The organism is Longispora sp. NPDC051575 (assembly GCF_040681875.1).
Lineage (GTDB): Bacteria > Actinomycetota > Actinomycetes > Mycobacteriales > Micromonosporaceae > Longispora.
On record NZ_JBFAZP010000003.1, the window covers coordinates 117,248 to 143,808 of the forward strand.

General features: G+C 72.1%; 18 protein-coding genes. 15 read left to right on the top strand and 3 right to left on the bottom strand.

Going from position 1 to position 26,561, the window contains the following annotated elements:
• The first annotated feature begins 5 nt into the window (after positions 1 to 5).
• The gene (locus tag AB0M43_RS08045; protein ID WP_363722263.1) at positions 6 to 1,481 is read left to right on the top strand and encodes a CoA-acylating methylmalonate-semialdehyde dehydrogenase; all 1,476 of its coding nucleotides are present in this window, start codon (positions 6 to 8) and stop codon (positions 1,479 to 1,481) included.
• A 2-nt stretch (positions 1,482 to 1,483) separates the two neighbouring features.
• Positions 1,484 to 2,485 (top strand): TIGR03842 family LLM class F420-dependent oxidoreductase, encoded by a 1,002-nt coding sequence (locus tag AB0M43_RS08050; protein WP_363723308.1) that lies wholly within the window; start codon positions 1,484 to 1,486, stop codon positions 2,483 to 2,485.
• A gap of 48 nt (positions 2,486 to 2,533) precedes the next feature.
• Here AB0M43_RS08050 and AB0M43_RS08055 read toward each other — a convergent pair whose 3' ends face one another.
• Positions 2,534 to 3,874 carry an aspartate aminotransferase family protein gene (locus AB0M43_RS08055; protein WP_363722265.1) on the bottom strand — a complete coding sequence of 447 codons (1,341 nt, stop codon included), beginning with the start codon at positions 3,872 to 3,874 and terminating at the stop codon, positions 2,534 to 2,536.
• Positions 3,875 to 4,038: 164 nt separating this feature from the next.
• Between AB0M43_RS08055 and AB0M43_RS08060 the strand changes: the two genes are divergently transcribed.
• The 3 genes from AB0M43_RS08060 (at position 4,039) to AB0M43_RS08070 (ending at position 7,781) form a co-directional block, all read left to right on the top strand.
• Positions 4,039 to 5,970, top strand: coding sequence for a S8 family serine peptidase (locus AB0M43_RS08060; protein WP_363722267.1), 1,932 nt, complete (start codon positions 4,039 to 4,041; stop codon positions 5,968 to 5,970).
• An 88-nt stretch (positions 5,971 to 6,058) separates the two neighbouring features.
• Complete coding sequence (locus AB0M43_RS08065) at positions 6,059 to 6,580, top strand: sigma-70 family RNA polymerase sigma factor (RefSeq protein WP_363722269.1); 522 nt, start codon at positions 6,059 to 6,061, stop codon at positions 6,578 to 6,580.
• A complete protein-coding gene (locus AB0M43_RS08070) occupies positions 6,573 to 7,781 on the top strand; it encodes a sialidase family protein (protein WP_363722271.1) in 1,209 nt (402 codons plus the stop codon). Before AB0M43_RS08065 ends, AB0M43_RS08070 begins: the two co-directional genes overlap by 8 nt.
• A 42-nt stretch (positions 7,782 to 7,823) precedes the next feature.
• Here AB0M43_RS08070 and AB0M43_RS08075 read toward each other — a convergent pair whose 3' ends face one another.
• Positions 7,824 to 9,821, bottom strand: coding sequence for a bifunctional aldolase/short-chain dehydrogenase (locus AB0M43_RS08075; RefSeq protein ID WP_363722273.1), 1,998 nt, complete (start codon positions 9,819 to 9,821; stop codon positions 7,824 to 7,826).
• Positions 9,822 to 9,898: 77 nt separating this feature from the next.
• Between AB0M43_RS08075 and mtnA the strand changes: the two genes are divergently transcribed.
• The 10 genes from mtnA to AB0M43_RS08125 all read left to right on the top strand — a co-directional run bounded on the left by mtnA (position 9,899) and on the right by AB0M43_RS08125 (position 23,505).
• A complete protein-coding gene (mtnA, locus tag AB0M43_RS08080) occupies positions 9,899 to 10,873 on the top strand; it encodes an S-methyl-5-thioribose-1-phosphate isomerase (protein WP_363722275.1) in 975 nt (324 codons plus the stop codon).
• 198 nt (positions 10,874 to 11,071) lie between these two features.
• Positions 11,072 to 12,709, top strand: a complete 1,638-nt coding sequence (locus AB0M43_RS08085) for a choice-of-anchor B family protein (protein WP_363722277.1) — start codon at positions 11,072 to 11,074, stop codon at positions 12,707 to 12,709.
• A gap of 68 nt (positions 12,710 to 12,777) precedes the next feature.
• A complete protein-coding gene (locus AB0M43_RS08090; RefSeq protein ID WP_363722279.1) occupies positions 12,778 to 13,638 on the top strand; it encodes a hypothetical protein in 861 nt (286 codons plus the stop codon).
• Between the two features lie 210 nt (positions 13,639 to 13,848).
• Positions 13,849 to 14,634, top strand: coding sequence for a DeoR/GlpR family DNA-binding transcription regulator (locus tag AB0M43_RS08095; RefSeq protein ID WP_363722281.1), 786 nt, complete (start codon positions 13,849 to 13,851; stop codon positions 14,632 to 14,634).
• A gap of 103 nt (positions 14,635 to 14,737) precedes the next feature.
• The gene (locus AB0M43_RS08100; RefSeq protein ID WP_363722283.1) at positions 14,738 to 15,976 is read left to right on the top strand and encodes a sugar ABC transporter substrate-binding protein; all 1,239 of its coding nucleotides are present in this window, start codon (positions 14,738 to 14,740) and stop codon (positions 15,974 to 15,976) included.
• A gap of 17 nt (positions 15,977 to 15,993) precedes the next feature.
• Positions 15,994 to 16,938, top strand: coding sequence for a sugar ABC transporter permease (locus tag AB0M43_RS08105; RefSeq protein ID WP_363722285.1), 945 nt, complete (start codon positions 15,994 to 15,996; stop codon positions 16,936 to 16,938).
• Positions 16,931 to 17,743, top strand: coding sequence for a carbohydrate ABC transporter permease (locus AB0M43_RS08110; protein WP_363722287.1), 813 nt, complete (start codon positions 16,931 to 16,933; stop codon positions 17,741 to 17,743). The genes AB0M43_RS08105 and AB0M43_RS08110 overlap by 8 nt, the downstream gene beginning before the upstream one ends.
• 38 nt (positions 17,744 to 17,781) lie before the next feature.
• On the top strand, positions 17,782 to 21,417 hold the full coding sequence (locus AB0M43_RS08115; RefSeq protein ID WP_363722289.1) for an NPCBM/NEW2 domain-containing protein: 3,636 nt from the start codon (positions 17,782 to 17,784) through the stop codon (positions 21,415 to 21,417).
• A gap of 149 nt (positions 21,418 to 21,566) precedes the next feature.
• Complete coding sequence (locus AB0M43_RS08120; RefSeq protein ID WP_363722291.1) at positions 21,567 to 22,415, top strand: hypothetical protein; 849 nt, start codon at positions 21,567 to 21,569, stop codon at positions 22,413 to 22,415.
• A gap of 28 nt (positions 22,416 to 22,443) precedes the next feature.
• On the top strand, positions 22,444 to 23,505 hold the full coding sequence (locus AB0M43_RS08125) for a hypothetical protein (RefSeq protein ID WP_363722293.1): 1,062 nt from the start codon (positions 22,444 to 22,446) through the stop codon (positions 23,503 to 23,505).
• A 112-nt stretch (positions 23,506 to 23,617) separates the two neighbouring features.
• Here the strand turns inward: AB0M43_RS08125 and AB0M43_RS08130 are convergent, their stop codons facing one another.
• The gene (locus AB0M43_RS08130; protein WP_363722295.1) at positions 23,618 to 26,389 is read right to left on the bottom strand and encodes a CBM35 domain-containing protein; all 2,772 of its coding nucleotides are present in this window, start codon (positions 26,387 to 26,389) and stop codon (positions 23,618 to 23,620) included.
• Positions 26,390 to 26,561 lie beyond the last annotated feature (172 nt).

Consider the following 26,561-nt stretch of genomic DNA (forward strand, 5'->3'; position numbering starts at 1 on the left):
CCGCGATGAAGCAGGTCACGCACTGGATCGACGGCGCGGCCGTCCCCGGCACCGGGGACCGGCGGCTGCCCGTCTGGGACCCTGCGACCGGCGAGCAGCAGGCCGAGGTCCTCGCCGCCACGCCCGCCGAGGTCCGCGCGGCCGTGGCCAGCGCCCTGGCCGCCCAGCCCGGCTGGCGTGCGGCGTCGCTGTCCCGGCGCGCGGAGGTGATGTTCCGGTTCCGCGAACTCGTCGACGCGCACCGCAAGGAGATCGCGTCCCTGCTGTCCGCCGAGCACGGCAAGACGGTGGCCGACGCGCTCGGCGAGGTCGCCCGGGGCCTGGAGAACGTCGAGTTCGCCACCGGGGCTCCGCACCTGCTCAAGGGCGGGTTCAGCGAACAGGCCGCGACCGGCGTCGACGTGTACTCGATCCGCCAGCCCCTCGGCGTCGTCGCCGGGATCACCCCGTTCAACTTCCCGGCCATGGTGCCGATGTGGATGTTCTGCAACGCCCTGGTGTGCGGCAACACGTTCGTGCTCAAGCCCAGTGAGAAGGACCCGTCCGTGTCGCTGCTGCTCGCGGACCTGCTCCGGCAGGCCGGGCTGCCGCCGGGCGCGTTCAACGTCGTCCAGGGCGACAAGGTGGCCGTCGACGCGCTGATCGCCGACCCGGACATCGCGGCGCTGAGCTTCGTCGGCTCCACGCCGGTCGCCCGGGCGGTCTACGAGGCCGGTACCCGGGCCGGCAAGCGGGTCCAGGCGCTCGGCGGGGCCAAGAACCACATGGTCGTGCTGCCCGACGCCGACATCCCGGCCGCCGCCGACGCGGCCGTGTCCGCCGGGTTCGGTTCGGCGGGGGAGCGGTGCATGGCCGTGTCCGTGGTCGTGGCGGTCGGCTCCGTCGGCGACACCCTGGTCGAGGCGATCGCCGACCGGATCCGGCAGATCAGGGTCGGGCCGGCCAGCGACCCCGACGCCGAGATGGGTCCCCTGATCAGTCGCGAACACCGGGACAAGGTCGCCGGGTACCTCGACGCGGCGGGCGGGCGGGTCGTCATCGACGGGCGCGCCGCCCACGACGGGCCCGGCTTCTTCCTCGGCCCCTGTCTCGTGGACCACGTGGCCACCGACTCGGTGTTCTACACCGAGGAGATCTTCGGCCCCGTGCTGTCCGTGGTGCGGGTGGACACGTACGAGGACGCGCTCGCGCTGGTCAACGACAACCCGTACGGCAACGGGACGGCGCTGTTCACCCGGGACGGCGGGGCGGCCCGGCAGTTCCAGTACGACGCGGTGTGCGGGATGGTGGGGATCAACGTGCCCATCCCGGTACCCGTCGCGTACTACTCGTTCGGCGGGTGGAAGTCCTCCCTGTTCGGCGACCTGCACATGTACGGCCCCGAGGGCATCGCCTTCTACACCCGGGCCAAGGTCGTCACGTCCCGCTGGCCCGACCCCGCGACCAGCGCGGTCGACCTCGGCTTCCCGAAGGTGAGGTGACGATGGACATCGGCGTCGTCCTCCAGTGCGACCCGCCGGCCCTCGACGTGGTGGCCCTCGCCCAACGGGCCGAACGGGCCGGGTTCAGCCACGTGTGGACCTTCGACTCGCACCTGCTGTGGCAGGAACCGTTCGTCATCTACAGCCAGATCCTCGCCACCACCGAACGGGTCATGGTCGGCCCCATGGTCACCAGCCCCGGCACCCGCGACTGGACCGTCACCGCGTCCCTGTTCGCCACCCTGAACGAGATGTTCGGCAACCGCACCGTCTGCGGGATCGGCCGGGGCGACTCGGCCATGCGCACCCTCGGCCTCAAACCCACCACCCTGACCGAGCTGCGCGCCTGCGTCGAGGTGGTCCGGGGCCTGGCCAACGGCGGCACCGTCAGCTACCGGGGCCAGGAGCTGCACTTCCCCTGGATCACCGACGGCAGCCTGGAGGTGTGGGTCGCCGCGTACGGGCCGAAGGCGCTCGCGCTCGCCGGGGAGGTCGGCGACGGGTACATCCTGCAACTCGCCGACCCCGAGATCGCCGCGTGGATGATCGGCGCGGTACGGACCGCCGCCGAGCGGGCCGGGCGCGACCCGGCGGCCGTGAAGATCTGCGTCGCCGCGCCCGCGTACGTCGGGGACGACCTGGCGCACCAGCGCGACCAGACCCGCTGGTTCGGCGGCATGGTCGGCAACCACGTGGCCGACATCGTCACCCGGTACGGCGACACCGGGGCGGTGCCCAAGGCGCTCACCGACTACATCCGGGGCCGGCAGGACTACGACTACGCCGAACACGGGCGGGCCGGGAACACCCACACGGGCTTCGTACCCGACGAGATCGTGGACCGGTTCTGTGTGCTCGGGCCCGCCGAGGAGCACGTGAAGCGGTTGCGGGAGCTGCGGGATCTGGGGGTCGACCAGTTCGCCGTGTACCTGCAGCACGACGCGAAGGCCGAGACGCTCGCCGCCTACGAGGAGACGGTGATCCCGGCGCTGCGGGAGGCCTGAACCCGATGGGCGACACCGGGGACGCGGATCCGCGTCCCCGGCCGGCCGCTAGACCTTCCCCGTGTAGTGCCGGTCCGCCAACGTCAGCACCTCGTCGAGGATGTCGAGCCCCGTCACCAGGTCCGCCTCCGACGTCACGCACGGCGGCACCACGTGCACCCGGTTGAAGTGCGTGAACGGCCACAGCCCGCGCTCCTTGCACGCCGCCACCAGCTCCGCCATCGGCGCCGCGTCCGCCCCCGCCGCGTTGTACGGCACCAGCATCTCCCGGGTGTCGCGGTCGCGGACCAGCTCGACCGCCCAGAAGAACCCGAGCCCGCGCACCTCGCCCACACTCGGGTGCCGCTCGGCGATCTCCGCGAGCCGGGGCCCGACCACCCGGGAACCCAGGTCGCGCACCCGCTCCAGGATGCCCTCGTCGCGCATCGTCTGGATGGTCGCCACGGCCGCCGCGCACGCCAGCGGATGCCCCGAGTAGGTCAGCCCGCCCGGGTACGGCCGGTCGGCGAACGCCTCGTAGACCCGCGCACCCAGGATCACCCCGCCGAGGGGCACGTACCCGGAGTTGACGCCCTTCGCGAACGTGATCAGGTCCGGGACGACGCCCCACCGGTCGGCCGCGAACCACTCCCCGCACCGGCCGAACCCGCTCATCACCTCGTCGCAGATCAGCAGCGCCCCGTACCGGTCGCACAGCTCGCGCACCCCGGCCAGGTACCCGTCCGGGGGCACCAGGATGCCGTTCGTGCCGACCACGCTCTCCAGGATCACGGCCGCCACCGTGTGCGGACCCTCCAGCGTGAACACCTGCTCCAGGTGCGCCAGCGCGCGGTCGCACTCCTCGGCGGCGGTGACCGCGTGGAACGCCGACCGGTACGGGTACGGCCCGAAGAACCGGACCACGCCCGGGATGCTCGGCTCGCTGCCCCACCGGCGCGGGTCCCCGGTGAGCGTGATCGCCCCGGCGGTCGCCCCGTGGTAGGACCGGTACGCCGAGAGGATCTTGTGCCGGCCGGTGGTCAGCCGGGCCATCCGCAGCGCGTGCTCGACGGCCTCGGTGCCGCCGTTGGTGAAGAAGACGTGCGACAGGTCCCCGGGCGCGACCTCCGCGATCAGCCGGGCGGCCTCGCTGCGCGCGTCGTTGGCGAACGTCGGCGCCACCGTGCACAGCTTCGCGGCCTGCTCCTGGATCGCGGCGACGATCCGGGGGTGCTGGTGGCCGAGGTTCAGGTTGACCAGCTGGGAGGAGAAGTCCAGGTACCGCTTGCCGTCGCCGTCCCAGAACCAGCTGCCCTCGCCGCCGGCCAGCACGGTCGGGTTCAGGGCGCGTTGCGCGGACCAGGAGTGGAAGACGTGGGCTCGGTCATCGCGGTAGGCGGAATCGGTCATCAGGACCCCCTCGGTGGCGGCTGCGCGATCCTCGCAGTCTAGGAGACCCAGGGTCATCGGTGGGTGACTCGGCGCGTCCGTCCTCGTCCCGCGATCAGTACCCATTATGGGGATTGGCACTGATAACGTGCCGATTCAGGTGCTCGGCGTCCGATGGGGGAGACATGACGGTCCTGATGCGGGTCGGCGTCGCGGCGCTGGTGCTGTCCGGCGGCCTGACGGTGGGGGTGGCCACGCCCGCCGCTGCGGCGCCCGCCCCCCTGCTGCGGTCCGACACCGGCGACATCCCCGGCCGGTACGTTGTCGTCCTCAAACGCCCCGACCAGGGCGGCCCCCGCTCGGGCCCCGAACAGGCGCTCGCCGGCCCGCTGTCGGCCGCCCGCGCGTCCGGCGGCACGGTGCTGCGCCGGTTCACCTCCGCCCTGCGCGGCTTCTCCGCCGACCTGCCGCCCGCCGCGCTCACCCGGCTGCGCGCCGACCCGACGGTCTCCTATGTCCAGTCGGTCCGGCTGCACCGGATGGAGACGGCGCGCGGCACCCAACCGGCCGCCCCGTGGCACCTCGACCGGATCGACCAGCGGAACCTGCCCCTGGACACGAGCTACACCTATCCCGGCGACGCGGCCGGCACCCACGTCTACGTGGTCGACTCCGGCGTGCGCGCCAGCCACGCCGAGTTCGAGGGCCGGGCGACGGGGGAGTACACCTCCATCAACGACGGCAACGGCACGAACGACTGCGCCGGGCACGGCACGTTCGTCGCCAGCCACGTCGGCGGTAAGACGTACGGGGTGGCCAAGAAGGCGACCCTGCACGCGGTCCGCATCCTGCGCTGCGACAACAGCGCCTCCACCGACGAGATCGTCGACGGCATGGACTGGACGGCCGCGCACGCCGTCCGGCCGGCCGTGGTGAACCTGAGCATCCAGAGCGGCGGCGGCGACAGCGACCCGGCGATGGACGACGCGGCGAAGGGCCTGGTCGACGGCGGGCTGCTCGTCGTCCTGATCGCCGGCAACTTCAACCGGGGCGACTGCCAGAACTCGCCCAAGGACCCGCGCGCCATCACCATGGGCGCCACGGACCGCGCCGACGCCCGCAACACCGCCGCCCACGCGTCGAGCTACGGGCCGTGCGTGACCGCGTTCGCGCCCGGGGCCGACGTCACCGGGGCGGCGATCTCCAGCGACACGGCCACGGTCGGCGGCTACTACGGCACCTCGTTCGCCGCGCCCCTGGCCGCCGGCGCGGTCGCGCTCGCCCTGCACGACGACCCGGCGCTGACCATGGCCCAGGCGAAGGCCCGGCTCCTGGCGGTGGCCACGAAGGACGTGCTCACCGACCTGGGCGCCGGCTCCCCCAACCGGCTGCTGTTCGTCACCGCCCCCGGCCCGACGGTCACCCGCCCGACGGACCAGGACTCGCCGGTCGGCGTGGCGACCTCGTTGCAGATCCAGGCGACCGACCCGCAGGGCGACGCGCTGAGCCACACCGCCACCGGCCTGCCCGACGGGCTCACGATCAACCCCGCCACAGGCCTCATCTCGGGTACGCCGACGGAGGCCGGCACCGCCACCGTCACCGTCACGGCCACCGACCCCGGCGGGGAGTACGGCACGGCCACGTTCACCTGGACCACCCGGGGCTGCGTCGCCCGGCAGCTGCTCGGCAACCCCGGCTTCGAGGACGGCACGGCACCCTGGACCGGCGACACCGTCACGATCGGACACTTCCTCCTGCGACGGCCGCACGCCGGAGACCGGGCCGCCTGGCTGGGCGGGCACGGCCGCGCCGACACCGGACAGCTGTCCCAGCCGGTCAGGATCGCGGCGGGCTGCACCGCCACCCTCAGCTACTTCCTGCACGTGGACACGTTCGAGTGGCGGGACACCGCCGACGACACGCTGACGGTCACCTTCGGGGGCACGGCGGTGGCCGGCCACAGCGACCGCGACGCCCGCTCCGGGTACGTCCGGCACACCGTCGACCTGTCCGCGCTCGCCGGCACCACGGGGCTCCTGACGTTCACCAGCATCGAGGACAGCCGGCTCCAGACCAGCTTCGTCCTCGACGACGTGACCCTGACGACCGCCTGAGCCGGGCCGGCCCCCGCGCCGGAAAGGTCGGGTGCAACCGGAAGCCCCGCCCGCTGGTCTACTGACGACGTCGTCGAGAGGAGACCAGATGGACGCGACCGAAGCCGTCCGCCAGGCGTACCACGCGCACTACCGCCGACTGGTGGCGCAGTTGTACGGCCTGACGGGGAGTTTCGTGGAGGCCGAGGACGTGGTCCAGGAGGCGTACGCCCGGGCGCTCACCCGCCCGGCGCGCTTCCTCGCGGTGGCGAACCCTGAGGGCTGGCTGCGGAGGACAGCGTTCAACGTGGCCCGCACCCGGTACCGGCGGAGATGGCTCTTCGACCAGTTGGCCCGCAGCCGCCGGATCGGCGTCGCCGAACAGGTGCCGGGCGTGTCCCCGGACCGGGTGGCGTTGGTCGCGGCGCTGGCCCGGCTCAACCGGGGGACCAGGGAGGCGGTCATCCTGCACCACCTCGCGGACCTGAGCGTCGAGGACGTGGCCGAGAACCTGGGCGTCCCCGTCGGCACGGTCAAGGCCCGGTTGTCCCGGGGCCGGGCCCAACTCGCCCGGCACCTGGCCGACGACGCGGCCCCCCACTCCCTGAAGACGAGGAGCAGTCATGCCTGAACTGGACTTCGCCGGGCTGCGGTCCGACGCGGAGGCGGCGGCCCGCCAGCCGGAGTTCGACGCCGTCACCCACCGGGTGAAGACGGTGCGCCGCCGCCGGGCGGTCGTCCTCGGGGGCGTGTTCCTGGCCGTGGTCGCGGTGACCGGCGCGGTGGCGCTCACCGCGGGCTCGCCCGACCGCCAGCCCGGACCGGCGGGCCCGCCCGCCCTCCGAGAACCGACGAGCCTGGACCTGGGCATGGGCCTGGGCGGCACCGTCGAAGGCTACGGCGACCACTTCTACGTGCTCAGGAACGGCCAACTGATGGTCTCCGAGGACCAGGGCCGCACCTGGCAGCGCCGCGAAGCCCCGGGGGTCACCCGGTTCCGGGTCCTCGGCCCGGACCTGCTGGTCGGCGGCGCGGGCGGGTTCATGATCCCGAGGCCACCGAACGCGACCGCGAAGCCGACGCCGACGCCGACCGGGACCGGCTACCAGGTCAGCACCGACGGGGGGCGGACCTGGAAGGCGCTGCGGCAGTCGGAGCGGCCGGCGGACGCGGTGCCGGCGGGAACCCGGCCGCTGAGCTGCGACGGCGACGAGTGCCGGCTGGCCGTGGTGGACCCGGCGACCGGGATCCTGGCCGAACTGCGGTCCCAGCCCGCGCTGGACTCTCCGGCGTTCGACCCCGGCTCCACCGGGGAGGGCCTGTGGATGACGGGCTTCGACCCGGCCACCCAGAAGCCGGCCGTGGCGTCCAGCGCCGACCGGGGCGCGACCTGGCAGGTCACGGTGCTCGACGGGGAGGCGCCCCGGCCCAACCCGGCGACGATGTACCGGCCCTACGTGACGACGTTCGACGGCCGGACCGGCTACGCCCTGTTCGTCGGCGGCGGCGACACCCGGGTCTACCGCACCACCGACGGCGCCCGGACCTGGGTCCGGACGGCGGCGAACATGCCCGGCGGCGCGTTCCTCCTGGGCCCGACCTCGGTCGCCACGGCCGACGGCGGGCACCTGATGGCCGTGCAGACCTCCGGGTCGACCCGCTACCTGACCAGCCCCGACGGCCGCACGTACAAGGTCGTCGACCTCCCCGGCGCCACCGGACTCGGGGCGCCGCCCCGGTTCCTCGGCCCCGGCCGGCTCCAGATCGGCGACCGGGAACACCTGTACCTGTCCGACGACGGCCGGACCTGGCGGGCGGCCACCCTGCCGTAGGCGCCCGGTGGGGGCGGCGCGCGCCACCCCCACCGGGCCCCGTCAGATCACGCGCTCGTTGCCGCCGTCGATCGGGATCTGCGCCCCGGTCGTGCCCGAGAACACCGCCGAGCACACCGTGGCGACCAGCTCCCCGACCCGGGCACTGGTCAGCTCCGTACCCAGCAGGTTCCGCCTCTTGTAGTCGGCCACGCTCATCCCGTAGTGCGCGGCGCGCTGGGCGAGCAGCTCCGGGGTCCACAGGCCGGTGTCGAAGACCGCGTCGGGGTGCACGAGGTTGACCCGGATGCCGTCGGCGGCCCACTCCAGGGCGGCGACCCGGGCGAGCTGGGTCGTGGCGGCCTTCGAGGCCGAGTACGCCGCCGCGCCCGGCCCCGGCGCGGGCACGTTCTTCGACGCGATCACCGCGACCCGGCCGCCCCGGGGCGCGAGCGCCAGGTACGGGTGGACGAGGGCGAGCAGCGTGGCGGTCGCGTCGGCGTTGACGGCCATCGTGCGCCGCCACTCCACCGGGTCGAGGTCGGCGAGCGGCCGGCTGGCCGGGAACACCCCGGCGGAGGCCACCACCATGTCGAGCCCGCCGAACCGGGCCACCCCGGCGGCCACGGCGGCGCGCAGGGCGTCGGGGTCGGTGACATCGGCGACCAGCCCGAGCCGGTCCGGGCCGGTGAACAGGCCGGTCACGCCCGGGTCGACGTCCACGCCGACGACGGCCGCGCCCCGGGCCCGCAGCGCGTCCGCGCAGGCCAGGCCGATGCCGGACGCGGCACCGGTGACCAGGGCGACCTCCCCGGTGAACTCGGCGGCGGCACCCGCCCGGCGCAGCTTGGCCTGCTCCAGGTCCCAGTACTCCATGTCGAACAGGTCCGCCGCCGGCAGCGCCCGGTACCCGCCGAGCTCCTCCGCCTGGCCGATCACGGTCACCGTGTGCCGGTAGATGTCGGCCGCGATGTCGGCGTCCACGGCGCGCCGACCGACCGTGAGCAGCCCGAACGCGCGGTCGAGCAGCACCCGGGGTGCCGGGTCGAGCATGGTGAGGGCGGTGCCGCGCCGGTGGGCGTGCTCGGCGAAGTAGGCCCGGTAGTCGGCGGCGTAACCCGCCAGGTCCCGACCGACGAGGGGTACCCGTTTGGTCCGGATCACGTGGTCGGGGGTGAGGGGGCCGCGCCCGGCGAGGTCGGCCAGCCCGGGGTGTTCGACGAAGGCCCGCAGCGCGGAATCCTCGTGCCGGCTGAGGATCACGGGCGCGCCCACCAGGGCCGACACCTCGGCCCGCAGCCGGGCGTGCTCCACCGGCGGGAACACCGGGACGGCCGCGTCCCCGGCCGGCCGGTCGGTCACCCGCGCGTCGCCCACCGGCGTCGCAGTGCGGCCCCCCGGCTCCGGCAGCGCCCCCTCGATCCGACTGATCAGTTCGACATGCCGCCGGTACGCCTCCCGGGTGTCCGCCCCGAACGTGAACAGCCCGTGGTTGAGCAGCACCAGCCCCACGGTCTCGTCGGTGAGCTGGTCGAGCACGGTGTCCGCGCACCGCCGGGCCAGGTCGAACCCGGGCATCACGTACGGCACGACCACGACGGCCGACCCGAGCAGCTTGCGCACCCGCTCGGCCCCGTCGGGCTGGTTCGTCAGCGCGATCAGGGCGTCGGCGTGGCTGTGCAGCACCGCCGGGTACGGCAGCAGCGCGTGCAGCAGCGACTCGACACTCGGGTCGGGCGCGCCCGCGTCGAGGGAGGAGCAGCGCAGCGCGTTCATCATGGCCGGGTCGCTGAGCGCCGGCAGGGTGAGCAGTTGGCGGAGCCGGGCCATCCGGAGCGGGGCGAACCCGGCCGGCTCGATCGTCGCCAGGTCCCAGCCGCTGCCCTTGACGTGCAGGACCTCGATCTCGGAGCCGTCCAGGTCGGCGACGGTGGTCTTGACGGACGTGTTGCCGCCGCCGTGCAGGACGAGGTCGGGTTCGGCCCCGAGCAGCCGCGAGCCGTACACGCAGCTCCCGAGCGGGTCGGCGGGTGCGTCGGCGTCGTTCCAGCGGTCGCGCATCGGGCCCTCTTCGTCTCGGTGGATCTCCCGGCTGATGCTACGGGGCGCCGGCCGCCCCCTTCCCCTAGGCTTTCACGATGGACCGGACCCTGGACTGGAACGACGGAGCGATCCTCGCGATCGACCAGTGCGCGCTGCCCGCCGAGTACCGGCTGATCCGCCTCGACACGGTCGACGCCCTGATCGCCGCCCTCCAGCGCCTCGCGATCCGGGGCGCCCCCGCGATCGGGGTGGCCGGCGGCCTCGGCGTGGCTCTGGCCGCGTTCTCGCACCCGGGCGACGAGGCTGCGGTGCGCGCCGACGCGGCCCGGCTCGCCGACGCCCGCCCGACGGCCGTGAACCTGGCCTGGGGCGTGCGCCGGGCCCTGGCGAAGCTGCCCGAGGGGCCCGACGCGGTCCTCGCCGAGGCGGTGGCCATGGTCGACGAGGACGAGCGGGTCAACCGGGCCGCCGGGAAGCGCGCCGCCGACCTGCTCGCGGAGCGCTACGGCGACCGGCCGCTGCGCCTGCTCACGCACTGCAACGCCGGGGCGCTGGCCACGGTCGCCTGGGGCACGGCCCTGGGCGCGGTCCGCGAACTGGCCGCCGCAGGCCGGGTCGAGTCGGTGCTGGCCACGGAGACCCGGCCGCTGCGGCAGGGCGCGCGCCTGACCGTGTGGGAACTGGCCGCCGAGGGCATCCCGTACCGGCTGTGCGTGGACTCCGCCGGGCCGGCCGCGATCGGGGCGGGCCTGATCGACGCGGTGATCGTGGGCGCGGACCGGGTGGCCGCCAACGGCGACGTCGCCAACAAGGTCGGCACGTACGCGCTGGCGTGCGCCGCCGCCCGCAGCGGGGTGCCGTTCCTGGTGGTCGCGCCGGAGTCCACGATCGACGCGGACACCCCGACGGGCGCGGGGATCGTGATCGAGCAGCGGGACGCGGCCGAGGTGACCGACTGGATGGGGGAGCTGGCCACGGTGCCGGGCACCCGGGTGTACAACCCGGCGTTCGACGTGACGCCGGCCGAGCTGGTCACGGCCGTGGTGACGGAGCTGCGGCTGTACCCGTGACCGGTGTGCCAGGCTGAACGGAAATTTCACATAGACAACTGTGAGTGCCGTGCGGCGATTGTCTGCGTACGATGTGGACCACCACATATGTGGACGCGACACCCTTCCCCTCACTCACAGGGTCGTGCGGAACCGGGCGCCCGTCCGGCCGTGCCGCGAGCGTCGGATCGTCCGCGCGCCCCGGAATGGAGCGCCGCCGTGCGCACTAGTATCCGCGTGGCGGGTCTGGCGGTCGGGGCCCTGGCCCTGCTGCTGACCGTCACCCCCGCCTCGGCCCACGATCCCGACTCGCCCGCCGGCAAGGAGGACGTCCGCCGGCACCAGGCCGACCACCAGCCCGCCTGGCGCACCGCCCCGATCACCGGGGCGGCCGTGACGTGCGTGAACGGCAAGGCGGGCAGCTACCCCTGCTCGAACATCGACCTGCTGTCCGTGCTGCCGCTGTCGAGTATCGGCGGTGGCAACGGCAACAGCATGTGGGGCTGGACCGACACCTCCACGAACAAGGAGTACATCCTCGTCGGCCGGTCCAACGGCACGTCCTTCGTGGACGTGACCGACGCGGTGAACCCGAAGTACCTCGGCAACCTGCCGTCGTACAACGGCACCAGCAGCTCGTGGCGCGACATCAAGGTGTACGCCAACCACGCGTACGTGGGCGCCGACTCGATCTCGACCCACGGCATGCAGGTGTTCGACCTGACCCGGCTGCGGACCGTGACCACCCCGCAGACGTTCACCGCCGACGCGCGCTACACGGGCTTCGGCAACTCCCACACCCTCGCGGTGAACGAGGAGACCGGCTTCATCTACGCCGTGGGCACGAACACGTGCAGCGGCGGCGTGCACATGGTCAACGTGCAGAACCCGAAGTCGCCGACGAACGCGGGCTGCGTCAGCAACGACGGGTACACCCACGAGAACCAGTGCGTGGTCTACCACGGGCCGGACGTGGCGTACCAGAACAAGGAGATCTGCTTCAACTACAACGAGGACACGCTGACCATCGTGGACGTGACCACGAAGTCGGCCCCGAAGCAGCTGTCGCGGACCGGGTACACCAACAACCGGTACACCCACCAGGGTTGGCTGACCGCCGACCACAAGATGCTGGTGATGGACGACGAGCTCGACAACGACGGCCGGACCCTGATCTGGAACGTCGCCGACCTCGACGCGCCCGTGTGGTCGGGCACCTACACGCCGAACCCGAGCACCATGGGCGCGGCGATCGACCACAACCAGTACATCCACAACGGGTACGTGTACCAGGCCAACTACCGGGCCGGGCTGCACATCCTGGACGCGAAGAACATCGCCTCCAACACCCTGACGGAGGCCGGCTACTTCGACATCTACCCGGCGGACAACAACCAGTCGTTCAACGGGGCGTGGAACGTCTACCCGTTCCTGAAGAGCGGGATCGTGGCCATCAACGGCATCGAGCAGGGCCTGGTGCTGGTCAAGCCGAACCTGGGCGGCACCCCGCCGACCGGCGGCTACTTCGAGAACACCGCCGACGTCGCGATCGTCGACAACCAGACGGTGACCAGCTCCATCACGGTGTCGGGCCCGACCGTCACGCCGGGCACGCTGAAGGTGGGCGTGGACATCAAGCACACCTACCGCGGTGACCTGGTCATCTCCCTGATCGCGCCGGACGGCACCGTCTACCTGCTGGAGGACATCGCCAACAGCGACAGCGCCGACAACGTGATCAAGACGTACACGGTCAACGCCTCCTCCGAGGCGCCTGGTGGCGTCTGGAAGTTGCAGGTCAAGGACGTCGCCTCGCAGGACGTCGGCAAGATCGACGCCTGGAACCTGCAGTTCTGATCCCGCCCGCCCGGGCGGGGAGCGCCCCTTCGCTCCCCGCCCGGGCTCGGCGCGTCCGTGGAGGACCCGTGAAACTCAAGATCGCTTTCGGGGTACTGCTGGCCGGCATCCTCGCCGCGTCCGTCCTGTACACGGTGCGGGCCGCGTCCGGTCCGCCCGCCGCGTCGGCCCCCCTGCCCTCGCCGTCCCCGACCCTGCACGGCGACGGCCTGTCCGACAGCCACGACGGCTACCGGATGATCGCCGTGACGGTCCCCGACGCGCGCGGCCCGGCCAAGGAGGTGGCGTTCCGGATCCTCGGCCCCGACGGCGAACCCGCCACCGAGTACGACGACCTGCAGACCCAGCGCCTGCACATGTACGTGGTCCGCGACGACATGAGCGCCTACCAGCACCTGCACCCGACCCTGGACGCCGGCACCTGGCGCGCGACGGTCGCGGTCCCCGACGGCGGCGCGTACCGGGTCTTCGCCGAGTTCCTGCCCCGGGGCCGGGGCGGCGCGGGCCACCCGACCGTTCTCGGGGTGCCCTTCCTCATCCCGGGCGACACGAACTTCGTCCCGCTGCCGGCCCCGGCGAAGACCGCGACCGCCGGCCCGTACACGGTGACCCGGCTCGACGGGCTGGCCATGTTGCCGGTCGGGCGGAGCGCGATGATGCGGTTCGAGGTGTCCGACGCGTCCGGCACGGTGGTCACGGCCCTCGAGCCCTACCTCGGCGCGTACGCCCACCTGTCCTCCTTCGAGTCCCAGAGCCTGGCCCTGACCCACCTGCACCCGTTGGCCCCGGCGATGACGACGGCCGGGCCGAGCGGGTCCACCCTGGTGTTCCACGCCCAGTTCGGCACCCGGGGGGAGCAGCGGATGTTCCTGCAGTTCGCGGCGGGCGGGAAGGTGCAGCTGGCGGAGTTCACGGTGTTCGTGACGTGACCGGTGCGGGCCGGCGCGCGACCGCCGGCCCCTCGTACCTCCGCGCGACCACCACCGCCGGAGCCGCACGGGCCCGTCCCACCCGCCGCGCGGTCCAACTGCAAGATTGCCGACTAATATTGCAGCTTCTTGCAACATTGGTGCGCGGAGCGTAGATTCGTGTGGACTCATGGTGGAGTCTGTGGAACACACGCGCTACGAGAGGACCCCGTGAACCGTCACGAACGGCTGAGCGCCCTGCTGGAGATCCTGGCCACCCAGGGCCAGGTCGAGATCGACGAGGCCGCCGAGAAACTCGGCATGTCCGCCGCGACCGTCCGCCGCGACCTCGACCAGCTGGCCGCCCAGCAGCTCGTCACCCGCACCCGGGGCGGGGCGGTGGCCAACCAGGTGTCCTACGACCTGCCGATGCGGTACAAGTCGGCCCGGCACGTCTCCGAGAAGGAGCGGATCGCCGCGGCCGCCGCCGCCCTGGTCAAGCGGGACATGGTGGTGGCCCTCAACGGCGGTACCACCACGACGGCCGTGGCCCGGGCCATCGCGACCAGCCCCGCGCTGGCCGACCCGGGCGGCGGGCAGGTCGTGACGGTGGTCAGCAACGCGCTGAACATCGCCTCCGAACTGATCATGCGGCCGAACGTCCGGGTGGTCGCCACCGGCGGGGTGGCGCTGCCGCAGTCCTACGAGCTGATCGGCCCCCTCGCGACGAAGATCATCTCCGAGCTGACCTTCGACATCGCGTTCCTCGGCGTGGACGGCATCGAGCCGGCGTTCGGGGCCTCGGCGCACCACGACGGCGAGGCCAGCATCAACCACCTGATGGCCGAGCTCGCCCGGCAGGTCGTGGTGGTCACCGACAGCTCCAAACTGCTGCGTCGGTCCTTCGCCCGGATCTGCCACACCCGGGAGGTCGACCTGCTGATCACGGACCGCGACGCCCCGGCCGACGCGGTGCGCGCGTTCGAGGACCTGGGGGTCACCGTGCTCACCGTCTGACGCCGTCTGCAAAGTTCGGCAAGAATTATGCTTCCTTCTTGCATAAGTGCGCGCTAGGCTCCCTCAACATCGGGGGCCACGCGCACCGCGGAAGGACGGACTGATGTTGCGGAGAAGAGTGCTGGCGGGCCTGTTCACGGCTGCCCTGCTGGCGACGGCGGGCTGCTCGGGGTCGGGGGACTCCGGCGGCGACGTCACGTTGACGTACGGGGTGTGGGACAAGAACCAGGTGCCCGCGATGGAGAAGATCGCCACCGAGTTCACCAAGGCGCACCCGACCGTCAAGGTCAAGGTGGAGCTGACGCCGAACAAGGAGTACTGGACGAAGCTCCAGACCGCGGTCACCGGCGGCAGCGCCCCCGACGTGTTCTGGATGAACGCCCCGCGCTTCGGGCTCTACGCCTCCTCCGGGGTGCTCGCGCCGATGGACAGCAAAGCGGACCTGTCCAAGTACCCGAAGTCGTTGGTGGACACCTACAACTGGCAGGGCAGGCAGTACGCGCTGCCGAAGGACTTCGACACCATCGGGCTCTGGTACAACAAGGCGCTGTTCGACGCGGCGGGCGTGAAGTACCCCGATGAGACCTGGACCTGGGAGACCCTGACCGAGGCGGCGAAGAAGCTGACCGACCCGGCCAAGGGGCAGTTCGGGATCGCGGCGCCGGCCTACAGCCAGGAGAACTACTACAACACGATCTTCCAGTCCGGCGGCACGGTCGTGTCCGCCGACAGGAAGAAGTCCGGCTACGAGGACCCGGCCACCGTCAAGGGCCTCCAGTTCTGGGTGGACCTGATCAACAGGCACAAGGTGTCGCCGACCGTGAAACAGATGTCGGACACCGAGCCGACCCAGCTGTTCACCTCGGGCAAGGTCGCCATGATGTACGGCGGCTCCTGGGAGGCCGTCGGCTTCGCCAAGGACGACGCGCTCAAGGGCAAGATCGACGTCGCGGTCCTGCCGCGGGGCGACAAGCGCGCCGTCGTGATCCACGGCCTCGGCAACGTGGTGTACGCCAAGAGCAAGCACCCGAAGGAGGCCCTGGAGTTCGCCACGTTCCTCGGTTCGGAGCAGGCGCACAGGATCCAGGCCGAGACGGGTACGGTGATCCCCGCCTACGAGGGCACGCAGGCGACGTGGGTCGGCGCGATGCCGCAGTACCAGCTGAAGGCGTTCCTCGACGAGCTGCCCTACGCCGTGGCGTACCCGATCTCGAAGAACACCGCCGGATGGGCCGACCAGGAGCGCAAGCTGCTCCCGCTGGCCTGGGACGGCTCACGCGACCTGCCGGGCGTGGCCAAGGAGCTCGCCACGGCCATGAACGCGGCGCTGGCGAAGGAATGACGGCGACGGAGTCCCGGGTGGCCGACGCGGTCACCCGGGCCCCGGGGTGGCTGGCCCGGCTCGGGGGCTCCGGGGGCGCGGGTCGGCGGCCGCGCGGCGACTGGCCCTGGGCGTACCTGATGATCGCCCCGACCGGGCTCGGCCTGGCCGTGTTCTACCTGTGGCCGGTCGTGCAGACCGTCTACTTCAGCTTCACCGAGTGGGGCGCGTTCGGCGGGCACACCTGGGTCGGGTTCGCCAACTACACGACCCTGTTCCAGGACCCGGCCGTGGGGCAGGCGCTGCGGAACACGTTCGTCTACTCCGGACTGGTACTGCTCGGCGTGCCGCTGTCCATCGTGCTGGCGGTGCTGCTGAACACGCCGAAGCTGCGCGGCGTCAGCGTGTACCGCACGCTCTACTTCCTGCCGGTGGTCACCATGCCGGCGGCCGTGGCGATGCTCTGGCGGTGGATCTACAACGGCGACTACGGCCTGCTCAACTACGGCCTGTCCCTGTTCGGCGTCGACGGCCCGTACTGGGTCTCCGACGGCCGGGTCGTGCTGTACGCGATGGCCGTCGTCGGGGTGTGGACCCTGATCGGCTACAACGCGGTCATCTTCCTCGCCGGCCTGCAGGGCATCCCGCAGCACTACTACGAGGCGGCGGCCATCGACGGCGCCGGCCGGGTCCGGCAGTTCTTCTCGATCACGTTGCCGCTGCTGAGCCCCAGCATCTTCTTCGTGACGGTCCTGACCGTGATCGGTTCGCTCCAGATGTTCGACCTGATCTACATGATGATGGACCGCGGCAACCCGGCGCTCACGGACAACCGGACCATCGTCTACCTCTTCTACGAGGCGGCGTTCGTCGACAACCGGCGCGGGTACGCGGCCTGCATCGCCGTCGTGCTGCTCGCCGTGATCCTGACGCTGACCGTGGTCCAGTTCCGGCTGCAGAAGAAGTGGGTGCACTATGAGTAGGAGCCGACTCTGGCCGGTGCACCTGGTGCTCGCGATCGGCGCGGCGGCGATGGTGGCCCCGTTCTTCTGGGAGTTCCTCACCTCGGTGCAGTCGTTCGGGGAGTCCACCCGGATCCCGCCCACGTTCGTGCCCTCGTGGGAGTGGTCCAACTACGGCCGGGTCTTCGACTCCCTGCCGTTCGGCCGGCAGTTCCTCAACACGGTCCTGATGACCGCCGGGCGGACGCTGGCGCAACTCGTGTTCTGCGCGCTGGCCGGCTACGCGTTCGCCCGGCTGAGGTTCCCCGGGCGGGGCGCGCTGTTCGTCGTGTTCCTGTCCGTCCTCATGGTGCCCAGCCAGCTGTTCCTCATCCCGCAGTACCAGATCGTGTCGTCGTTGGGCTGGCTCAACACCCTCGCGGCGCTCATCGTGCCCGGGATGTTCAGCGCGTTCGGCACGTTCCTGCTCCGGCAGTTCTTCCTCGGTCTGCCCAACGACATCGAGGAGGCGGCCCGGATCGACGGCGCGAACCCGCTGCGGATCTTCTGGCACGTCATGCTGCCGCTGGCCCGCCCGGGGCTGCTCGCGCTGGGCATCCTCACCGTGCTGTGGTCCTGGAACGACCTGATGTGGCCCCTGGTCGTCAACACCTCCCCGGAGTCGATGACCCTGTCGGCCGGGCTGGCGACGTTGCAGGGCGAGCACCTCACCGAGTACCCGGTCCTGATGGCCGGCTCCCTGATGGCCACCCTCCCGGTCATCGTGATCTTCGTGGTGGCCCAGAAGCACCTCATCCAGGGCATCGCCTTCACCGGTTCCAAGTAGCACTGCCTCATCCCTCTCAACGACGGGCGGTCGGAAAGATGCGTATGAAACCCCTGCTGGCGGCGGCGGTCGGACTGGTACTCGCCAGTTCGATCCTGTCGCCGGGCACCGCCGTGGCGGCCGATCCGGGCCACCTCGGCGCGGTCACCGGCTTCGCGGCCGACGGCGCCACCTACACCTTCAGCTCCGGCGCGGCCAAGGTCCGGGTCGTGTTCCAGAAGGCCGACGTGTTCCGGCTGTGGCTCGCCCCGGACGGCGAGTTCACCGACCCGGCGAACACGGCGCCCGCCGACCCGGCCGCGCCGAAGGCCAACCTGGTCGTCAAGACCGACTATCCGGTACCGGCGACCACGTGGAAGGAGACCCGCGACACCTACGAGCTGCGGACCGCCTCCATGCGGCTCGTGGCCCGCAAGAGCGCCCTGACCTTCACCCTGTACGGGGCCGACAACAAGAAGATCTGGGCCGAGACCGCGCCCCTGTCCTGGACCTCCGGCAGCGCCACCCAGAGCCTGAGCCGGGGCGACAAGGAGCAGTTCTTCGGCGGCGGCATGCAGAACGGCCGGTTCTCGCACCGCGACCAGACCATCGCCATCTCCACCGACTACAACTGGGAGGACGGCGGCAACCCCAACGCCGTCCCGTACTACATGAGCACCGCCGGCTACGGCGTCTTCCGCAACACCTTCGCCCCGGGCAGCTACGCGTTCACGGCGCCCGTGGCCACCACGCACGACGAGCGCCGCTTCGACGCGTACTTCTTCGTCGGCGACCTCAAGCAGTCCCTCGACCGGTACACCGAGCTGACCGGCCGGCCCTTCATGCCCCCGGTCTACGGCCTGGAGTACGGCGACGCCGACTGCTACAACCGGTCCAACCCCGGCTACAAGGGCACCCGCGACCCCGACAAGCTGCGCACCCCCGACGCGGTCAAGGTCGCCCAGGGCTTCGTGGACCACGACATGCCGCGCGGCTGGATGCTCGTCAACGACGGCTACGGCTGCGAGTACGTGGACCTCGACCAGGTCGGCACCGCGCTGCGGGACCGCAAGATCGACATGGGACTGTGGACCGAGCGCGCCCTGACCAACCAGCCCTACGAGGTCGGCACGGCCGGCGTCCGGGTCCGCAAGCTCGACGTCGCCTGGGTCGGCGAGGGCTACCGGCAGGCGCTGTCGGGCTGCGAGGACGCCCACGACGGCATCGAACGGCACTCCGACGCGCGCGGCTTCGTGTGGATGGTCGAGGGCTGGACCGGCTCGCAGCGCTGCGCGGTCACCTGGACCGGGGACCACGCCGGTTCGCTGGACGCGATCCGCTGGCAGATCCCGGCCATCCACGGCTCCGGGCTGTCCGGGCAGGCGTACGCGGCCGGCGACATCGACGGCATCTTCGGCGGCTCCGCCGAGAGCTACGTGCGCGACCTGCAGTGGAAGGCGTTCACCCCGGCGCTGATGAGCATGTCGGGCTGGGCCGAGTACGACAAGCAGCCGTGGACCTACGGCGAGCCGTACACCAGCATCAACCGGAACTACCTGAAGCTGCGCGAACGGCTGCTGCCGTACTTCTACACGTACGCGGCCGAGGCGCACCGGACCGGTACCCCGATCGCGCGGTCCCTGGTCCTGGAGTACCCGGACGACCCGAAGACCTGGGGCGGCAACGCGACGGGCGAGTTCCTGGCCGGCGAGGACTTCCTCGTGGCCCCCGTGTCGACCTCCGGCGAGTCCCGGGGCGGCATCTACCTGCCCAAGGGCACCTGGGTCGACTACTGGTCCGGCCGGCTCTACCAGGGCCCGACCACGATCGAGAGCTACCAGGCGCCGCTGGCCACCCTGCCGCTGTTCGTCAAGGCCGGCGCCGTCGTGCCCATGTGGCCCGAGGGCATCAACAACCACCGGGACCGGGCGCCGGGCGACCGGCTGACCCTCGACGTGTACCCGGCCGGGAACTCGTCGTTCACCCTGCACGAGGACGACGGCGTGACCCGCTCCACGGCGTCGGCGGCCCAGGAGTTCACGGTCTCCGCCCCGAAGGACGGCCCCGGGAACGTGTCCGTCCGGATCGGCCCGTCGGTCGGCTCCTACACCGGCAGCCCGACCGCCCGGCCCTACGAGCTGACCGTGCACTCCGGCTCCGCCCCGACCATGGTCACCGTGGCGGGCGAGACCCTGCCCGCCCTGGACAAGGCGGCCTACGCCACGGCGACCACCGGCTGGTACTACGACCCGGCCGACCGCGCCGGCGTGGTGCGCGTCAAGACCCCGTCGGTGGCCGTCACCGCGTCGGCGACCGTCGAACTCGTCGGCGGCACCGCCCTGGGCGGCCTGTACCCGACCGACGGGCTCGGGCGCGCCGAGATCGGGGCCCCGGCGTTCGCGCCGCCCGGCGTGACGCACGAGGAGAGCGTGCTGTTCCGCAACCTGACCGGCCAGCCGGTCAAGGACGTCAAGCTGAGCATCCAGACCCCGGCCGGTTGGACCGCCACCCCGGTGGGCCGCCCGACATCCGACCTGGTGCAGCCCGGCAAGGTGTTCGAGGTCCGGTTCCGGGTCACCCCCGCCGAGGGCCCGGGCGACAAGACCGTCACGGGCAAGGTCGACTACACGGTCCGGGGCCGGCAGAACTCCGCCGCCGCGAACGCGACCACCCAGGTGCCCTACGGCTCCCTGGCCGCCGCCCGTAACAACGTGGCGACCAGCGACGACGCGGCCACCACCGCCGGCAACATCGACGGCGCCGGTTCGAGCTTCTCGGCCCAGTCCCTCGCCGCCGCCGGGGCCGCCCCGGGCGCGACGGTCACCGTGAAGGGCACCTCCTTCACCTGGCCGGACGTGCCGGCGGGCCGGCCCGACAACGTGACCGCGAAGGGCCAGACGATCTCGCTGTCCGGCCAGGGCACGCACCTGGCGGTCCTCGCCACCGGCACGGGCCAGGCCAACGGGCCGGTGACGGTCCGCTACACCGACGGCAGTACGGAGACCCGGGACCTCGGGGTGCCGAACTGGTGCTGCGTCGACCCCGGCGGCTTCGGGGCGACCGTCGCGCTGAGCACCCTGGGGAAGAACACGCCGGCCGGGGCGCACCAGTACCCGACGACGCCCTACCGGGTGTTCTACCAGCAGGTCAGGATCGACCCCGGCAAGACGGTGCAGGCGATCACCCTGCCCGACGCGCCGGCCCTGCACCTGTTCGCCGCGACCGTGGCCAGCGTGCCGCTGCCGCCCGCCCCGACCGGCGACACCTGGGCCAGCGACCTGACCTGGGTCGAGTCGAGCAACGGCTGGGGGCCGGTCGAACGCGACCGCAGCAACGGCGAGGACGACGGCGGGGACGGCGCGCCGCTCACCCTGGCCGGCACCGTGTACCCCAAGGGACTCGGCGCGCACGCCGACTCCACCGTCACCTACCACCTCGACAGGAAGTGCGGCCGGTTCACGGCCACCGTCGGAGTGGACGACGAGATCGCCGACTACGGCTCGGTGGTGTTCGCCGTCAAGGTCGACGGGGTGGAGAAGTACCGCTCGCCCCTGATGACCGGCACGTCGACGCCGGTACCGGTGTCGGTGGACATCACCGGGGCCCGGCTCGTCGACCTCGTGGTGACCGACGGGGGTGACGGCAAGGGCGGCGACCACGCGGACTGGGCGGCGGCCCGGTTCGCCTGCGGGTAGCGGAGACCGGGGTTCCGGGTCGGTCGGGCCGGCCCGGAACCCCACCACGCCCCGTGACCGGCGGCGACCTGTGCACAGTTGTCCGTCGCGGTGCCCGTCCTCTAGGGTGGGCCGCCTGTGTCAGTTGCGACGGGGAGTGGGTGGGCTCGGTGGGGCGGGAGCGGTTGGAGCAGGCGTACGCGGCCTGGGAGACCCAGGACTGGAAGACCGCCGCCGAACTGTTGGAGGTCCTCGCCGCCGACTATCCCGACCACGCCGGCTGTCCCGCGTGGCTGTTCGACGCGGCCCTCGCGCACAAGTTCCGCCGGGACTGGGCGCGCGCCTACTCGATGGGCGTGCGGGCCGCCGCCCGGGTCCAGCGTGGAGTCCAGGAGCCCGCGTACTGGAACCTCGGCATCGCCGCCACCGTCCTCGGCGAGTGGGCCACCGCCCGCGATGCCTGGCAGGGCTTCGGCATCGACCTCGCGCCCGGCGACGGCGAGATCGTCGACGACTTCGGCATGACGTGCGTCCGGCTCGACGAGGCCGACGGCTCCGAGGTCGTCTGGGCGCGCCGGATCTGCCCCACCCGGGCCCGGGTCGTCAGCATCCCCACCGCCTCGGAGCGCCGGTTCGGCGAGATCGTGCTGCACGACGGCGCGCCGAACGGCGAACGCGTGGTCGGCGACCAGACGTTCCCGGTGTTCGACGAGATCCTGCTGTGGCGCACGTCCGAGCTGTCCTCGTGGACGGTGACGGTGACCGTGCCGGCCCCCGGGGACCTGGAGGACCTGGTGGACCTGTTCGACGCGCGCGGCCTGTGCGCCGAGCCGGCCGCGAACACCCGGGTGCTGTGCCGGTGCTGCAGCGAGGGGAGCGTGACCCAGGAACGGGTGGTCGCGCCCGGTACCCAACTGGTGTGGCTCGCCGGGCCGGCGGGGCTCCTCGACGGACTGTTGGACGGCTGGCGGCTGGCGGCGCTCGGCCGGGCCTGGGCGGACCTGCGCCCGGCGCACTGATGTCGGACCCGGATGACAGGATATCCGGGTGCTGACCGGACTGGACGACATCAACTGGACACGGCTCGGCCGCGCGCCCGGATCCGCCGGGGACGTGCCCGACCTGATCCGCGCCCTGCTGGCCCCCGACGAGAGGACCCGCGACGAGGCCCTCGGCGGGCTGTACGGCACGATCTTCCACCAGGGCGCCCGCTTCGAGGCGACGGCGCACGCGGTGCCGTTCCTCCTGGAGGTGCTCGCCGCGCAGGCCCCCGCCGACCAGTCCACCCTGCTGGGCCTGCTGGCGGCCCTCACGGTCGGCTACGACGAGAACTGGCTGCCCGCCGGCCTGACGGAGGCCGAGCTGTGGTCGGACCCGGCGGCGTCGGCGGCCTACGGGGCGGTGCGCGCGGGCGTCGGGCTCTACCGCGACCTGCTCGGCTCGCCCGACCTCGGGGTCCGCACCATGGCCGCCTACCTGCTGGCCTGGTTCCCCGACGACGCCGAGGACAGCCTGCCGCCCCTGGTGGAACTCGTCTCCCCGGAGGAGTACGAGGGCGTGGCGGCCACCGCCCTGGTCGCGATCGGGCTGCTCGGCGGCACCTTCGAGCGTCCCGTCGACAACCGGCCGGTCATCGGCTGGGCCGCCGCCGTCGCCGCCGCCCGGGTGCGGGGCGCCGACGCGGACCAGGCGGTCGCCGACGAGCTGCTCGGCTGGACCCGCACCGGGGCGGGGGTCCGGTGGGAGATCCCGTTCCTGGAGGGCGACCTCTCCGGGTACGCGGCCCTGGCGCTCGCCCAGCTCGGCCCCGCCCACGTCGAGGCCACCTACGACGCGCTGCTCACCCGGATGCCCACCGTGACGGGTACGGAGACCCTGCCGGTGCTCGGCGAGGCGCTGCGGTTGGCGTTCCCGACCGGTCCGCTCGCCGAGGGGGTGCCGGCCACCGGGCTCGACGAGCGGCAGGTCCGGCTGGCCCGGGTGCTCGCCGAGCACGAGGGGCCGTGGAAGATCGGGGAGCAGACGTTCGGCAACGTGTCCATGCTGGTCCGGTCGTACGGGCTGCCGTCGGACCGGGAGTCGCTGCGGTCGTTCCTGGGATCGGTCTAGGCGGGCCGGGGTGCCGGCGGAGCACCGGACGCGGGTGCTCCGCCGGACCCCCTCACCCAGCTGCGGGCGGCCGTTGTGACCGCCCGCCGCCGAGCGGGTCTGGGGGCGGACGTCAGACGGTGATCGTCGCGATGTCGGGCGCCCAGCCGTTCGGGTTGCCGAACCGGATGGTGTTGCCGCCGGCCGCCAGCGCGACCGTGACGGTGAGGGTCTGGACGACGTTCCAGTTGTCGTCGTTCGTGCCGCCGAAGGAGCGGCTGGTCGCCGTCCCGTTGACCGTGATGGTGGCCGACCTGCCGGATCCACCGTTGACGTAGGCGATCCGCAGGGTGTAGTTCCCGGAGATCGGCACGCTGTCGACGGGGATCGTGAGGGTGCCGTCGTAGCCGATGTATCCGACCTTCCTACCGTTGGAGCACGCCGGGCAGGTCTGGACGACGGCGCCGCCGGCCAGGATTCCGGCTTCGCTCGCCTGGTAGGTGGTGGTGCCTCCGGACGGGGCGACCGTGAGGCTGTAGGTGGCCGCGTGGCTGCCGGACGCCCCGGCACCGGTGACGGTGACGGGATAGGTACCGGCCGCCGCCGCTGCGGTGACCGTGATCGTCAGGGTCGCGTTGCCGCCGCTGGTGACGGTGGTGGGGTTCAGGGCGAGGGTGACGCCCGGGGGCGCGCCGGAGGCGGTCAGCGCGATGTTCTGCGGGCTGCCGGCGGTGGTCTGGGTCACGACCGTGGTGGAGAGGGTGCCCGCGCCCGGTGTGGAGCCGGACGCGGTGGCCAGCGTCAGCGCGAAGTCGCCGGGGACGGGGCCGGAGGGCAGCACCGTGATGGAGTCGATGTCGGGCGCCCAGCCGCCGGGGTTGGCGAAACGGACGGTGTTGGCGCCCGCGGCCAGGTTCGCGGTGAGGGTGAGGGTCCTCGGTGTGTTCCAGTCGCCGGTTCCGGGGAAGGTGGCGGTTGCCGGGGTGCCGCCGTTGACGCTGACGTCGGCGGTGCGAGCGGCCTCCCCGTTGACGTAGACGACCCTGATCTGGTGCGCGCCCGGGGCCACGGCGCCGACGTTGTTGAAGGTCAGGGTGCCGCCGCCGCCGAGGTAGCCGACGACGTTGCCGTCGGTGCATCCTGTGCAGGCCTGCACCTTCGCCCCGCCGGCGAGGGTGTTGCCCGGGTCGTCGGCCTTGTACGTCGCCGACCCGTCGGCGTTGAGGGTGGTCACCGACACCGGGTTGCTGGGTGGGCCGGTGTGTCCGGCGGCGTCGTGGGCCACGACGGTGAAGGTGTAGGCGGTCGCGGCGCTCAGGCCGGTGATGGTGGCGGTGGTGCCGGCGACGGTGGCGGCCCTGACGGTGCCCCGGTAGACGTCGTAGCTGGTGACGGACGACGGCGGAACGGTGTTGTCCTTCGGTTCGGTCCAGCTGAGCGTGACGCTGGTGGGGGACGGGGCGTAGCCCCGGACGTTCCCGGGAGCCTCCGGGCCCACCGGCGGCGGGCCGGGGTTGATTCTGATCAGGCGGGATCCGTGGGCGGGCAGGTTCGCGGTGAAGCGACCCGTGGCGGGCGCCAGGTCGGTACGGCTCCACATGTCGCGCACCGCCGCCCGCTGCGTGGCCGGCAGGCCGAGGTCGGACCAGTCGGCGGTCACGTCGGCGGCTGAGCCGTCGAGGTTGAACAGCGCGACGGTGTAGGTGCCGTCGGCGTTCCTGACGGTCCAGACCTGACGGCCGGTGTCCTGGTTGACCGGGCGGGCGGGAAGGCCCGACTGGTTCTGGGCGATGACCTCGGTGTTCTTCAGCAGGGACAGCCCGTAGCTGTCCAGTCTGGTCAGGTCGTCGCCGATGTAGAGCGGTGCGGACACGATGGACCACAGCGTCATGTAGGACTGGCGCTCGATGTCGGTCAGGCCGTCCATGGCGCCGTTGCCCACGTCGAGGGAGTCGAGGTTGGGCCAGAAGCCGGGCCTGGCGTGCTGCAGCCAGGGCACCACGGTGCGCCAGCGCTGGGTGAGCGACCCGCTCCAGCCGCCGACCAGGGTGCCGCAGTAGCACTCGACGTCGTTGTCGATCCGGACGCTCTCGGCGTTGGCCTTCCAGTGTTCGGCGTAGGAGATCGGCAGCGAGTACGACAGCTGGATCTCGCCCTGCCAGTGGAGCGCGGCGAACGCGGTGCGCCAGGCGGCCACCTCGTAGTAGCTGCTGTGGGCGAGCGGTGCGGGACTGTCGTTGGTGGAGCCGGGCGTCACACCGTCGATCTTGAGGTGGTCGACGCCCCAGTCGGAGAACATCTGAGCGACCGAGGAGATGTACTCCTGGCCGCACGGGTTCGACGGGGAGAAGTCCAGCACGTACCAGCCGTTCCACTGGTTGCGGATCGGCACCGGGTTCCCGTTGGCGTCCTTGAGCACGGCCTTCCTGGTGGTACAGCCGGTGGTGCTCCCGAACACCGGGGCGTTCGCGTCGTAGCCCCCGACCATCATGCCGGCGGGGTAGTACAGGCCGGCCTTGAGGCCGAGGGCGTGGATCCGGGAGATCACCGTGCCCATGGGGGTGGGGAACCGGACGGTGTCCTGGGTCGGGCGGCCGTAGGCGTCGACCTTGAAGTTCCAGTTCCAGTCGGCGAACCAGCCCGAGTCCATGTTGACGTACTGGTAGCCGACGTCCCTGAGGCCGGTGGAGACCATGGCGTTGGCCTGGGCCATGACGTTGGCCTCGGTGAGCCAGCTGTAGTTGCCGCGCGTGTTGACCCCGGGGTAGCTGGTGGACTGCAGACTCCAACTGCTCCAGCCCAGGTACGGCTTCTGTGCCACCGCGGACACGGCGGGTGCGGGTGCGGGTGCGGCCGTGACCGGGCTGGCCGCCGCCTGTGCCACGGGCAGAGTCCCCGCGGTCATGCCGAGGCCAATCAGGACGCTTGACAACCCCCGACCGATCCTTGTTCTGACTAGTGCGTTCACAGCTAGGGCCCCTTCTTGGTGACCTGACCGCCGTGCGTGGACATGGCGGTGCGCGTCGGTGCCGCGCGTCCCGGCGCCGACCTGTGGACCTACCGCATGATGTGTCAGC

What these genes read in the sequence shown, in the direction of transcription:
- AB0M43_RS08045 (WP_363722263.1), top strand. Translation starts at nt 6, where the DNA reads ATGAAGCAGGTCACGCACTGGATCGACGGCGCGGCCGTCCCCGGCACC.
- AB0M43_RS08130 (WP_363722295.1), bottom strand. Translation starts at nt 26,389, where the DNA reads ATGACCGCGGGGACTCTGCCCGTGGCACAGGCGGCGGCCAGCCCGGTC.
- AB0M43_RS08050 (WP_363723308.1), top strand. Translation starts at nt 1,484, where the DNA reads ATGGACATCGGCGTCGTCCTCCAGTGCGACCCGCCGGCCCTCGACGTG.
- AB0M43_RS08075 (WP_363722273.1), bottom strand. Translation starts at nt 9,821, where the DNA reads ATGCGCGACCGCTGGAACGACGCCGACGCACCCGCCGACCCGCTCGGG.
- mtnA (WP_363722275.1), top strand. Translation starts at nt 9,899, where the DNA reads ATGGACCGGACCCTGGACTGGAACGACGGAGCGATCCTCGCGATCGAC.
- AB0M43_RS08115 (WP_363722289.1), top strand. Translation starts at nt 17,782, where the DNA reads ATGCGTATGAAACCCCTGCTGGCGGCGGCGGTCGGACTGGTACTCGCC.
- AB0M43_RS08100 (WP_363722283.1), top strand. Translation starts at nt 14,738, where the DNA reads ATGTTGCGGAGAAGAGTGCTGGCGGGCCTGTTCACGGCTGCCCTGCTG.
- AB0M43_RS08065 (WP_363722269.1), top strand. Translation starts at nt 6,059, where the DNA reads ATGGACGCGACCGAAGCCGTCCGCCAGGCGTACCACGCGCACTACCGC.
- AB0M43_RS08070 (WP_363722271.1), top strand. Translation starts at nt 6,573, where the DNA reads ATGCCTGAACTGGACTTCGCCGGGCTGCGGTCCGACGCGGAGGCGGCG.
- AB0M43_RS08110 (WP_363722287.1), top strand. Translation starts at nt 16,931, where the DNA reads ATGAGTAGGAGCCGACTCTGGCCGGTGCACCTGGTGCTCGCGATCGGC.
- AB0M43_RS08055 (WP_363722265.1), bottom strand. Translation starts at nt 3,874, where the DNA reads ATGACCGATTCCGCCTACCGCGATGACCGAGCCCACGTCTTCCACTCC.
- AB0M43_RS08060 (WP_363722267.1), top strand. Translation starts at nt 4,039, where the DNA reads ATGACGGTCCTGATGCGGGTCGGCGTCGCGGCGCTGGTGCTGTCCGGC.